Raw genomic sequence first — 12,804 nt, 5'->3', positions numbered from 1 at the left:
ATGGAACGAATCAATCGGTTTATCCGCGAATTGGCTGAGCGGCAATGGCTTGAATACAAGGCCATTGAGGATTGGCAGGTGTACTCAACGGAATATCGGCAGCCGGGAGATTATGACACGCTGCAGGTGTTCCCGGGCAGTGAATCCTTTGGATTGTTTCCCAGTGTGCAGGGGACGACGTATATTCTCCGCACCACCTTGGAAATCCCTCCGGAATGGCCCGCAAAGGGAATCGGACTCATCTTCCAATCCGGCGGAGAAGGCCTGCTGCGCCTTAACGGAAGGTCCTGGCAGGGATTGGACCGCAACCATACCTTCGCAACATTGAATCCGGAGGTGGCCGGAAGAAGTCCGAAGCTGGAGATTGAATTGTATGATCCCATTCCGGAGCCCGACGATCCGCTGAACAAGCAGGCGGTAATACAGCCGCCGATCCGTTCCATCACCACCACGCTGGTGAGGGTTAACCGGCCTGTGCAGTCCTTAATGTATACTGCGACCGTAATCCGTGATTCGGCGCTGCTGCTGCCGGAGCAGGATTTCCGGCGTGCCCGCTTAATGGAGGCGCTGAACCGGGCCATGGATTCATTTGTCCTGTTGCACCTTGAAGAGGTAAAGGACGGCAGCCTGATCGGCGGCATCGAACAAGCACTGATCGAAAGTGTCCGGAAAATCGGCGGCAACAGTGAAGGCATGATTCATATGGTAGGGCAGTCGCACATTGATATCGCCTGGCTGTGGCCAAAGCGGGAAACCGTCCGCAAGGCCAGCCGGACCTTCTCGACAGTGCATTCGCTGATGGAGGAATATCCGCATTACCGCTATGCCCAGAGCCAGCCCCAGCTTTTTGCTTATCTGAAAGAGAATGATCCTGAACTGTACAGCAAAGTGAAGGAGCGGATTCGGGAAGGACGCTGGGAACTGGTAGGGGGCATGTGGGTAGAGCCGGATTTGAACATTCCCAGCGGCGAATCCCTGATGCGTCAAATGCTCTACGGCCAGAGTTTCTATCAGGAGGAGTTCGGACAACACTCCGAGATTGAATGGCTGCCGGACACCTTCGGTTATTGCGCTTCGCTGCCGCAAATATTGAAACACGGCAAAGTGCGTTATTTCATGACGACCAAGCTCGGCTGGAATGATACGAACCTGTTCCCCTACGATTTGTTCCATTGGGTCGGTATTGACGGCACCTCGATGCTCTCTTATATGAACCATGGTGTGAATGAGAACACCCTGCCTAAGGATATCCATGACCACTGGCAGTCTTACCGTGAAAAGTCAGCCCACAGCGAGCAAATGCTGCTGTACGGGCATGGCGACGGAGGCGGCGGGGTTACTAGAGAGATGCTGGAATATATTGACCGTTCCGAGCTGATGGTAGGTCAGCCAGCTTCAGCTTATAGCACCGCGGCCGGATTTTTCGCGGGAATTGAGCAAGCCCGGCCGGAGCTACCTTCTTGGCAGGGAGACCTGTATCTGGAGCTGCACCGTGGAACGTATACGACACACTCCCGGAATAAGCGCAATAACCGCAAAGCTGAAATTCTGTACCGGGAAGCGGAATTGTGGCAGACACTGGCAGGCAGCCTCCTTGAGCCGGACCAGTCCGGAGAAGTGGGCCGTGCGCTGCATAAGGGCTGGAAGCTGATATTGCTGAACCAGTTTCACGATATTATCCCGGGCTCATCCATTCCAGAGGTCTATCAGACCTCGGAGAAGGAGTACCGCAGCATTTTCAGCCTAGGCGAAGGCAGCCTGGAGTTGGCTATGGAAGCGGTGATTGCCGGTATCAATACACGCGGGGAGGGCACCCCGTATGTGGTGCTGAACAGTCTGGGCTGGCAGCGGGACATGATTGTTGACATACAGACTGGGATCAAGGAAGCCAGCTTCCTGTCCGCCTATCAGGAGGATGGAACCAAGCTGGAATCGGAGACCCTCGTCATTGATACTAAAACTATCCTTCGTATCCGTGTGCCTGAAGTTCCCCCGTTTGGGTACAAGACGGTCTGGTTGAGAGAAGTAGACCAGTCAGCGGAAATCGACCGGAACTGCGCAGCTTCCTTTGAAGATAGCTGGGAAACCGCATATTATCGCCTGAAGTTCAATGAACGGGGGGAAATCGTCAGTCTATACGATAAACAAGTTGGGCGTGAGATTGTCAAACCGGGAGAGCAGGCCAACCGCTTTCACTTCTTCCATGACCGTCCTATTCTATGGGACGCCTGGGACATTGACAGCCGCTACGAACAGCAGCCGGCCGGAGAGGCCGTTCTGCTGGAGAAGGAGCTGATCTCCTCAGGGGAAGTCTGTGATGTGCTGGGCTTCCGCTGGAGTATTGGCCAATCCGAAATCGAGCAGGAACTGGTTCTGTACCATCAAGATCCGCGGATTGATTTCAAGACCAAAGTGATCTGGAACGAAGCCCATAAATTGCTGAAGGTTGGTTTCCCGATCGATGTAATGGCCAGCAAGGCGACCTATGAAATCCCATTCGGTGCGCTGGAACGGGTGACACACCGCAATACAAGCTGGGAACAGGCGCAATATGAGGTGTGCGGGCATCGTTTTGTGGATGTGGCGGAGCATGGCTACGGCGTCAGTCTGCTGAACGACTGCAAATACGGGTATGACGTACAGGGCAGCACGATTCGGCTGTCGCTGCTGCGCGCGCCGAGATGGCCGGATAAGACGGCGGATATTGGCACTCACGAGTTCACCTATTCACTGTACCCGCATGCGGGAGATTGGCGTGAAGCCCATACCCTGCGCAAGGCTGCCGAGCTGAATCTTCCGGCACATGCGGCTGCATGTACACCAGAAGAAGGCAAGCTGCCGGCTTCGGGTTCCTTGATCGGCTTCAACGGGAATCACGTAGTGCTGGATACGGTCAAATTGTCGGAAGACGGGAGCGGCAGCATTCTGCGGCTGTATGAATCGGCGGGTGGCCGTGAAACGGTGGAGATCAGCTGGCCGCTGCCGCATGCGAAGGTATGCCTGTCCAATGCGCTGGAGGAAGAAACAGAGGTACTTCATGAACAAGCAGGGAGTCTCCAACTGGAATTTACTCCTTTCGAAATCAAGACGATCAAAATCATTCATTCATAGACTAGGCAGAAGGAGAGATTCATATTGGAACAATTCAGACTTCCTCATATTGTGATGCCGGAGCTGCCGCTTCCTCCGTCGATTGCGGCGGTACTGGCGGAAACCGATCAGAAGCTGGCACACCGGCCGAAGCTGCGGCAGCTGTTCCGCAACTGTTTTCCCAACACCCTGGAAACGACAACCAAGCTGCTGGAGGACGGGACCACCTTCGTCATTACGGGCGATATTCCGGCAAGCTGGCTGCGTGACTCGGTCGAGCAGGTCATTCATTATGTGCCATTTGCGGGCAATGATCCCGAGCTCCAGCGTATCATCAGCGGGCTGATCAAGCGCCATATTCAATACGTTCTGATCGACCCCTACGCCAATGCGTTTAATGAAACAGCGAATGATTGGCATTGGAATGCCGGAGATGTGACGGAGATGTCGCCATGGGTCTGGGAGCGCAAATTCGAAATCGACTCGCTGTGTTTCGTGATCCGGCTGGCCCATGCGTATTGGGAAGAGACGAAACGGACCGACTTCTTCACGGCGGATTTCAAAAAAGCGCTGCGGGTCATTACCGATCTGTTCAAGCGGGAACAGCATCACTTCGATCAATCCCCGTACCGCTTCACCCGCAATAACGGGATTCCCGAGGATTCGATCCGCAACGGCGGACTGGGCATGCCGGTCAATTATACCGGAATGATCTGGTCCGGCTTCCGCTCCAGTGACGATGCCTGTGATTTCCATTACAACATTCCGGGCAATATGTTCGCGGTTGTGGCCTTGCGGCAGATGCAGGATTTCGCCGAATGGGTCTTCCGCGATCTGGATTTCCTGGCGGAGCTTAAGGCGCTGGAGCAGGAGGTCGACCATGGCATTAAGCTGTACGGCATCTACCGCCATCCGGAATTTGGGCCGATTTATGCATACGAAACGGACGGCTACGGCAACTACAGCTTGATGGACGATGCCGGAACGCCGGGCCTGATCTCCATTCCTTACCTTGGCTATGTGAAGAACGACGACCCGGTATACCAGAATACGAGACGTTTCGCGCTCAGCAAGGAGAACCCTTTCTATTTCGAAGGCAAAGTTGCCAAAGGCATCGGCAGTCCGCATACACCGCCGGGCTATATCTGGCACATGGCGCTGTCGATGCAGGGACTAACGGCGGACAACAAGGAAGAGAAGCTGGCGATGATCGATATGCTGGAAGCAACCGACGCCGATACCGGATACATGCATGAAGGGTTCCTGGCAGATGACCCGCATATCTTTACCCGTAAGTGGTTCGCCTGGTCAAACAGCCTGTTCTCGCAATTGGTCTGGCAGGCGTTGAGAGAAGAAATCTTGTAATCTTGTAACTGAAAAGGAGACATGATCATGACTACAATTATTGGAGACAAATTGTCAAATATCCCTTGGCAGGATAAGCCGGCAGGCATAAATGCACCCGTATGGCGGTATAACGCCAATCCGATCATTGAGCGCAATGCCATACCGAGTTCCAACAGTGTATTTAATTCGGCCGTCATTCCCTTTAAGGACGGGTTTGCCGGCGTCTTCCGCTGCGATTCCAAATCCGTCAGCATGGATATTTTCGCCGGCTTCAGCGAAGATGGTGTGAACTGGAAGATCAATCATGAACCCATCGTGTTCCAAGGAGACCCCGAAATAATTACGCGGGAATACCGTTACGATCCCCGGGTTTGCAAGATTGATGACCGTTATTACATCTCCTGGTGCAACGGCTATCACGGGCCAACCATCGGGCTTGCCTATACCTTTGATTTTCAAACCTTTCACCAGCTGGAAAATGCCTTCCTGCCCTATAACCGCAACGGCGTATTGTTTCCGCGAAAGATCGGCAGCCATTATGCCATGCTCAGCCGTCCGAGTGATACGGGACACACGCCTTTCGGAGATATTTTCTACAGTGAAAGCCCTGATCTCACCTTCTGGGGCAAGCACCGCTATGTAATGGGCACCGTTAATGGGGATGCTTCCGCCTGGCAGTCCAAAAAAATCGGCCCGGGCCCCATTCCGATTGAGACCGACAAGGGATGGCTGCTGATCTACCACGGCGTGATCAATACCTGCAACGGGTTTGTCTACCGCATGGGCTGCGCGCTTCTGGATCTGGACGAACCTTGGAAGGTAAAGGCACGTTCGCGCAACTATATTCTCGGCCCGGAAACCTTGTATGAATGTGTGGGCGATGTGCCGAATGTAACCTTCCCTTGCGCAGCGTTGACGGATTCGGCCACGGGGCGGATCGCCATCTATTACGGCTGTGCCGACACCGTGACCGGACTCGCCTTTACCACCGTGGATGAGCTTCTTGAGTATATGGAGGAATTCCCTTTGAAGGCTGAGGTGTAGCACACTTGAACAAACAACAAACGGCGCATATCATTTCACATACCCACTGGGACCGGGAATGGTATTTGCCTTATGAGCGGCATCATATCCGTCTCGTCCAGCTTGTGGACAGCCTGCTGGACAAACTGGAGCAGGACCCGGACTTCAAAAGTTTTTTCTTTGACGGTCAGACGATCATTATCGAGGATTATCTTCAGGTCCGCCCGGGCAACCGGGAGAGGCTGGAACGGCATATCCGCGAGGGAAGGATTTTTATCGGGCCCTGGTATATTCTCCAGGATGCCTTTCTGACCAGCCCGGAAGCCAATGTGCGCAATCTGCAGATTGGCCATAAGGACGCCCGCGTGTATGGGGAAGTTTCACGGATTGGTTATTTTCCCGACACCTTTGGCCTGACCGGACAAATTCCCCAGCTCATGGTGCAGGCCGGAATTACTAACGCATTCTTCGGGCGCGGGGTCAAGCCGACGGGATTCAACAACACCGTTTCCGACGACGGTTATGAATCCTCCTTCTCTGAGTTGCTCTGGGAAGGGCCGGACGGCTCGAAGGTGCTGGGCATCCTGTTCGCCAACTGGTATTCGAACGGCAATGAGATTCCGGTCGATCCGGCGGAGGCGAAGGTATTCTGGGACCGGAAGCTGGCCGACGCCGAACGATTCGCAGCTACGGATCAACTGCTGTTTATGAACGGCTGCGATCATCAGCCGCTGCAAACCGATTTGCCGGAGGCGATCCGTACAGCGCAGAGGTTGTATCCGCAGACGGCTTTTGTCCATTCCAACTTTGCGGACTATGTCGGGGCTGTGGCAGCCGCTGCCCTTGACCGTGGCCTCTCCACGGTCAAGGGCGAGCTGCGGAGCCAGCGCACCGATGGCTGGGGGACGCTGGTCAATACCGCTTCGGCCCGGGTGTACCTGAAGCAGATGAACCAGCGCGGCCAGGCGCTGCTTGAGAAGGTGGCGGAACCGCTAGCTTCCATCGCCAGGCTGCACGGCGGGGAGTATCCGCATCATCTGTTTACTTACGCCTGGAAGACACTCCTGCAGAACCATCCGCATGATTCGATCTGCGGCTGCAGCGTGGATGAAGTGCATCGCGAGATGGTGACCCGCTTTGACAAAAGCCGCCACATCGCCGAAGGCATTGTGGAGGGCAGCATGCAAACCATCACCCAAGCGGTTGACACTTCCCTGTTCTCCGGGTTTGGCGAAGACGCCCTGCCGCTTGTAGCGGTCAATACAAGCGGCTGGAGCCGTACGGGCACGGTGAGCGTGGAGCTGGACGTTGCCCGCCTGTATTTGCGGGAAGGTCTGCCGCTGGAAGTAACGGCCAACCGGATGAAAGCGGCAGACCTGGACGGCCGGGTACTGATCAACGAACGGGGGACAGAAATCCCCTGCACCGTCGAGGATCTGGGCCTGTCGTTTGGCTATGATCTGCCGGACGACAGGTTCCGGCAGCCGTACATGTGCCGCAAGGTAAAGCTGACCTTTGAGGCTGCGGAAGTTCCGGCGCTGGGTTGGCGCAGCTACGCATGGGTACGCCTTCAAGAGGGCAAAGGTTCACCTCTTACCGAAAAGGTCTCCCTGCTCCAAGGAGAACAGGTGCTGGAAAACGCAAACCTGCGTGTAGAGATCATGGCGGACGGTTCCTTTGCGCTGACGCACAAGCCGAGCGGCAAGGTGTACCGTGATCTTGGCATTTATGAGAATACCGGCGATATCGGCAACGAATATATGTTCAGACAGCCGGCAGGTGAAACGCCGCTCACTACCCAGGGCTTATCAGCCGGCATCCGCGTGATTGAAGACACGCCGTACCGGGCTTCCGTAGAAATTACCCATGAGTGGGTAATTCCGGCTTCAGCCGACTCCCTTCTGGAAGATGAACAGCGTTCGCTGGTCTACTATCCCGAGCGGCAGGCGCGGCGCTCGGCAGCAAGTGTGCTGCTTAAGCTGCGCACGGTGCTGAGGCTGGAGCAGGGCGGCAAAGGCCTGAAGATCGAAAGCTTCATCAGCAATACGGTGAAGGACCACCGGTTGCGGATGCTGTTCCCGACCGATCTGGCCGCGTCCACCCACCGCGCCGATTCCATGTTCGAGCTGGCCGAACGCCCGAACGAGCCGGCGCCGGAGTGGCTGAACCCCAGCAATACACAACATCAGCAGGCTTTCGTGGATGTGGCGGAAGAAGGCGCAGGACTTGCGGTAGCCAATCTTGGGCTGAATGAATATGAAATTCTGCGCGACGGGCGCAATACGATAGCCGTAACCCTGCTCCGCTGTGTCGGTGAGATGGGAGACTGGGGTTGGTTCCCTACGCCGGAAGCTCAATGCCAGGGCGAACAGACGTCGGAAATACTGCTCATTCCGCATGACGGAGACGTTGTATCCTCCGGCGCTGCCGCCGGGGCTTATCAGTTCCAGATTCCTTGGATCACCGCCCAGGCGGAGCTTCATCCGGGAACCCTTCCTGCCGTTTATTCACCACTTCGCTGGAGCGGTAAGACCGCTGCCTTGTCCTCGTTTAAAATGAACGAGGACAGCGGGGACTTGCTGATCCGCTGGTTCAATATGGAGGGCAAGCCGTGTGAATTGCATTTGGAGACGGATATACCGAATACGGGATTTTACAAATCCAATATTCTAGAGGACAAATCGGCAGTCCTGGAGTGCGGCAGCACTGTTGCGCTGGAGCTGCCGGTTGGCGGACATGAAATTGTGAGCGTGGGAATCGGGCTCGGCTAAAAGAAAACAACCCATCATCATTCTAGAAACCTAAAAAACTTATCAAAACAGCGATCCTCTTGTTACTGGAGGATTGCTGTTTTGGTTTTTGTCATTGGCCGCTTGTTTCAGCAGCTTGTTGGTGAGGGAAAGCCACCCGCCTCAAACGTTCACTTTTTCCATGCCGCGAAGAATAGTTTTCCTTCATCCGCATGAAGGTTGCGTCCGGGTCTTTCTTGCTGAAGTAGTGTTTGGTACTGCTGTTATTTTAGCAGTCGGGGTAGCAGGTCCTTGCGAAATATCCGGACGGCTCTCTAAGAGGGTTGTCTTTGGGGCTTGTCTAGGGCGTGTCTTCAAACCGCTCCCCCGCCAAAACCTGCTGCTGTATGCCCTAAGGAATCATAGGTACAGTACCATTTTCTGATCACACGCGGAGAAAGGCGTTTCGCCACTAGGTAGTTTTTTCAGTAGAGGCTTACGCCTCGGTGTTTCAAAGACTTCGCTCTTCTTCCGAAGGCGTGTGTGTGCGTCCGGAAAGTGTATTCCTGGCTCTGAGTACGAACGGACCGAGTTGCACTTATTTGGAGCTTTTAGCCTGTTACAGTAGGAAAACGGACTCCAGCGCAGTTATTTCTCCCTGCTGGCCGCTTATAGATAGAATGCAGAGCAGATAAGGTCACCTGGGTCCGCAAAAGAGAATAAACAGGGATTTTACTCTCCATAGCGCCTCCTGAGTCCGTTACGAGTAAACGAACCCGCTGCTGGCTTTTAGGGCCTACTTTCAATACTAAATCCTTGCTTCCCCAGAGCTCTTCCAGTTTGAAGACATGCTCTAGTTTCAATCCACCTTTCCCAGTTTCACCAGCGTCCACAATCAACACTTTTATATCTGGACTTGTATCTGTAGAATCGAGTGGGGGGTTGTTCTGTCTAAGGACACATGAAGGACATATCACTCGATTAAGCTGGAAAATATAAAAATGGTTTGAAGGCGGGGACTATATTGAAAAAGAAAGTTCTTCTCGTTGAGGATGAAAGCCGCATTCGTGAACTTGTTTCCGATTATTTCATAAAAAACGACTGGGAAGTACAAGAGGCGGATAATGGAAAAGATGCATTGAGCTGGTTTGATTCACTGCAACCGGATCTGCTGATTCTGGATATTATGATCCCCAAGATGGACGGCTTTGAAGTGTGCCGGGAAATTCGCAAAAAGGCAGCGATCCCCATCATATTGTTGACGGCCAAATCCGGAGATGAAGATAAAATTCACGGTTTTGAACTGGGTGCGGATGATTATGTGACGAAGCCGTTTAGCCCAAAAGTACTGATAGCCCGGGCGAATGCGCTAATGAAACGGGTCGAGGGAGGCCATTTGCCGGAATCCAGCATCGTAAAGTTTGGTTCTGCGATGTTTAATACGCTGGCCCATCGGCTTGAGGTTGCTGGTGCAGAAATAGAGCTTACCCCTAAGGAATATGATCTGTTATGGCTGTTGATCCGAAATAAGGGGATCGTGATCTCAAGGGATACGATCCTTATGCGGATATGGGGGATTGAATTCGAAGGCGATTCCCGTGTAGTGGACAGCCACATCAAAAAACTGCGAAGTAAGCTGGGGTATGAGTCACGCTATATTCGCACGGTGATTGGCACCGGGTACATATTTGAGGACGAGGCATGAAAAGATGGGGGATTACCTTTAAGCTGTTCGTGATGACAGTAGTGTTTTTTGTCTGCTTTTACGGGATGGTGATTTTGAGCCAGCTGTTTTTCTTTGACAGCTTCTATCAGCAGCAGAAGGAAAACCGCGTGGAGAAGCATCTCAAGAGCTTTGGTTCAAGCTACACAAGTGAGTCGTGGGATACCAGCAGGACTTCTCAGGAGCTTGCCCGCTTCATGCTGCGCAATAAAACGCAGCTGGTTATTATGAAGCTGGATGGCAAGATGAAATCGGAAGACCCGTTTCATATGAAGGTTATGAATGAAGACGGCCAGATCATAGCTGTTTCTTTATCCCTGTTCATGAATCAGTATGGAGATGAGTTCAACGCCGCAAATATTAAGCTGGATGATCCGTTGACCATTCAAGGAGACCAGCTGATTGAAGGAGATGTCTCCTCACCGGAGCTCATATTCCCCACTAGCATAAAAAAGCAAGGGGCCGCAGCCATTGGGGATGAATCAGAGGGAGGGGACATCCAATTTTCCGGTATTGTCACGGAGATCGTTTTACCTAATCTGAAAATATGGAATCCGCGTCAGGGCGTCCTGTTTGAGGCCTTGGACGAGTGGTTTCCGTTGTCTGAGACCCGGGTGGAACAGTTCAGAGGGCTGCAAATGCAGAAAGCGGATTGGACAGCCCCTTGGGGTGGGATCCGCAACTCTGTGATGGTTTTGCCTGTGCAGCAACGAAACGGAGATATTGATCTGTTATTCACTGTAACTTCCCTACAGGAGGTTAAGGATTCGAATGATGCGCTGCGTTGGTTCTTTTTATATCTCGGAATCGGAGGCTTTGTATTTATACTTATACTGTCCTACTTCTATTCTAAAATGGTAGCCCGTCCACTGATCAAGCTGAACAAAATTGCCAAACGTATGGTTTCCCTGGACTTTACAGGACATCCCTCCATCCGGCAGAAGGATGAACTGGGGAGCTTGTCCAATAGCATGTTCACCTTATCACAAAGTTTAGACTCCGCCTTGAGTGAGTTGAGGGAGGCCAATCAGCAGCTGGTCGAAGATATGGAGCGCAAACAAAAAATGGAGACCATGCAGCAGGACTTTTTTGCCAATGCCTCTCATGAATTGAAGACGCCTCTAAGTATTATTAAAGGATTTGCCGAGGGATTAGAAGATGGAGTAAGTGCTGCTAAACAGGATTACTACATTAAGGTCATTATAGAGGAATCTGAAAAAATGGGATTTCTTGTGAATGATATGCTGGATTTGTTCAGATTGGAGTCGGGGACGACTAAACTCCGGAAGACCTCCTTTATGCTGACGGAACTGACGGAAAAGGTAGCGGACAGGCTGATTCACTTTCTGCAGGAAAAGCAGCTGCAAGTGATGATAATTCCTGCTAATGAATTGCCGGTATACGCGGATGCGGGCTGGATCGAACAGGTTATTCTTAATTTTCTAACCAATGCAATCAGGCATGCTGAAGATGGAAGTACCATAACCGTGAATGTTCAGAGCGATGAGAAGTCTACTGTATTCTCTATTCATAATAAAGGTGAGTCGATACCCGAAGATCAACTGGGGCAGATCTGGGAGCGGTTCTACAGGGTTGAGCCTTCCCGGAGCCGACTGACAGGTGGAACGGGACTGGGGCTTTCCATTGCAAAGCGGATACTGGATATGCATGGCTGTAGTTATGCAGTGGAAAATATCGAGGAAGGCGTCAAATCTATGGTTAGATTTGAAGGCTAATCCCACCAATACATGTACTGTAGCGAAAGGAGTAAGACAGCATGAAATGGAATTGGCTGCCTTCAATGTTTACTCTGGCAAATTTGGGAATTGGAGCATTCTCTTTGCTATTCACAATTCAAGAACGATATAGTTTGGCATTAACCATGATATTGTTAGCGGCTTTGTGTGATGTGATGGATGGTTTGCTGGCCCGGTGGCTGCATTGTACCAGCGATTTCGGCAAGCAATTGGACTCACTGGCAGATATCATATCCTTTGGATTGGCTCCTGCGTTTCTGATTTTGTTGTACAAGCTGGAAAATGTTCAGTGGCTGGGGACCCTGGCTGCAGTTGCTTTCCTGATCTGCGGCGCACTGCGGTTGGCCAGATTTAATATATCAGCTTCTTCGAAGGGTTTCGTAGGGATGCCGATTACTGCTGCAGGGGTGATCCTTTCGATGATCTCTTTGCTGGATGGACGGATGAAACCGGAATACATAGTAGTATTAATGTTGATGCTGTCTATAATGATGATCAGTCGTATTCCCTTCCCTTCTTTCAAAAAAAACTTCAACAGGAAGTGAGATATCGATGCCTTGGATGATGGAGTTAATTTCACATTACGGCTATTTAGCAATTTTTGCTCTTTTGGCGCTTGGAATTCTTGGACTTCCCGTACCTGACGAGGTGTTGATGTTGTTTGTAGGGTATTTGTCGTCCATTATGGTTCTGAATTTCACACTTTCGGTACTGATCGGCTGCATAGGGTCCATAACAGGAATGATAATCAGCTACACCATTGGTTTGCGGCTGGGACAACCGGTAGTGAATAAATACGGCAAGTGGATTGGGCTTACCCCGAAGCGGTTTATCAGAGTCAAGGGATGGTTTACACGTTTTGGAATTTGGACGGTTGCTTTTGCCTATTTTATTCCGGGGGTCAGGCATGTTGCCAGTTACATTTCCGGCATTAGTGCCATGCCCTTCAAAAAATATGTATGTATATCCATTGCCTGTGCGCTGGCCTGGTCACTCCTTTTTGTTTCAATTGGTTACTTTATAGGTTCCAAGGCTTCTTTCTCCTAGACATGTTAACGCTAATCCGAAAATCAGACGATTCAAACGATAATACTCCTTCTCAAGGCTTGCCAAATTACAAGTTCTGAGGAGGAGT

Annotated in this window: 8 protein-coding genes; all 8 read left to right on the top strand. The window is 52.0% G+C overall.

Annotated elements, in window-relative coordinates:
* Nucleotides 1-3,111 carry an alpha-mannosidase gene (locus ACQ76X_RS17635; protein ID WP_438495237.1) on the top strand — a complete coding sequence of 1,037 codons (3,111 nt, stop codon included), beginning with the start codon at nucleotides 1-3 and terminating at the stop codon, nucleotides 3,109-3,111.
* A 24-nt stretch (nucleotides 3,112-3,135) separates the two neighbouring features.
* The gene (locus tag ACQ76X_RS17630; RefSeq protein WP_438495236.1) at nucleotides 3,136-4,455 is read left to right on the top strand and encodes a glycoside hydrolase family 125 protein; all 1,320 of its coding nucleotides are present in this window, start codon (nucleotides 3,136-3,138) and stop codon (nucleotides 4,453-4,455) included.
* A 27-nt stretch (nucleotides 4,456-4,482) separates the two neighbouring features.
* Nucleotides 4,483-5,481: a glycoside hydrolase family 130 protein gene (locus ACQ76X_RS17625; RefSeq protein WP_342436558.1), complete on the top strand. Its 999-nt coding sequence runs from the start codon at nucleotides 4,483-4,485 to the stop codon at nucleotides 5,479-5,481.
* A gap of 5 nt (nucleotides 5,482-5,486) precedes the next feature.
* A complete protein-coding gene (locus tag ACQ76X_RS17620; protein WP_438495235.1) occupies nucleotides 5,487-8,231 on the top strand; it encodes an alpha-mannosidase in 2,745 nt (914 codons plus the stop codon).
* A 982-nt stretch (nucleotides 8,232-9,213) separates the two neighbouring features.
* Nucleotides 9,214-9,894 carry a response regulator transcription factor gene (locus ACQ76X_RS17615; RefSeq protein ID WP_438495234.1) on the top strand — a complete coding sequence of 227 codons (681 nt, stop codon included), beginning with the start codon at nucleotides 9,214-9,216 and terminating at the stop codon, nucleotides 9,892-9,894.
* On the top strand, nucleotides 9,891-11,648 hold the full coding sequence (locus tag ACQ76X_RS17610) for an ATP-binding protein (RefSeq protein WP_438495233.1): 1,758 nt from the start codon (nucleotides 9,891-9,893) through the stop codon (nucleotides 11,646-11,648). The genes ACQ76X_RS17615 and ACQ76X_RS17610 overlap by 4 nt, the downstream gene beginning before the upstream one ends.
* Before the next feature lie 41 nt (nucleotides 11,649-11,689).
* Nucleotides 11,690-12,214, top strand: coding sequence for a CDP-diacylglycerol--serine O-phosphatidyltransferase (pssA, locus tag ACQ76X_RS17605; protein ID WP_076114417.1), 525 nt, complete (start codon nucleotides 11,690-11,692; stop codon nucleotides 12,212-12,214).
* Nucleotides 12,215-12,221: 7 nt separating this feature from the next.
* On the top strand, nucleotides 12,222-12,716 hold the full coding sequence (locus tag ACQ76X_RS17600; protein WP_438495232.1) for a DedA family protein: 495 nt from the start codon (nucleotides 12,222-12,224) through the stop codon (nucleotides 12,714-12,716).
* Nucleotides 12,717-12,804 lie beyond the last annotated feature (88 nt).

This window comes from Paenibacillus sp. IHBB 3054, assembly GCF_051594305.1.
Classification (GTDB): Bacteria; Bacillota; Bacilli; order Paenibacillales; family Paenibacillaceae; genus Paenibacillus_AQ.
The sequence above is the reverse complement of the archived record's forward strand: the minus strand, read 5'-3'. Positions and strand labels throughout refer to the sequence as shown.

Bases quoted from the DNA above. Each gene is read 5' to 3' on its own strand.
- ACQ76X_RS17635 (WP_438495237.1), top strand. From the start codon at position 1: ATGGAACGAATCAATCGGTTTATCCGCGAATTGGCTGAGCGGCAATGG.
- ACQ76X_RS17625 (WP_342436558.1), top strand. From the start codon at position 4,483: ATGACTACAATTATTGGAGACAAATTGTCAAATATCCCTTGGCAGGAT.
- ACQ76X_RS17610 (WP_438495233.1), top strand. From the start codon at position 9,891: ATGAAAAGATGGGGGATTACCTTTAAGCTGTTCGTGATGACAGTAGTG.
- pssA (WP_076114417.1), top strand. From the start codon at position 11,690: ATGAAATGGAATTGGCTGCCTTCAATGTTTACTCTGGCAAATTTGGGA.
- ACQ76X_RS17600 (WP_438495232.1), top strand. From the start codon at position 12,222: ATGCCTTGGATGATGGAGTTAATTTCACATTACGGCTATTTAGCAATT.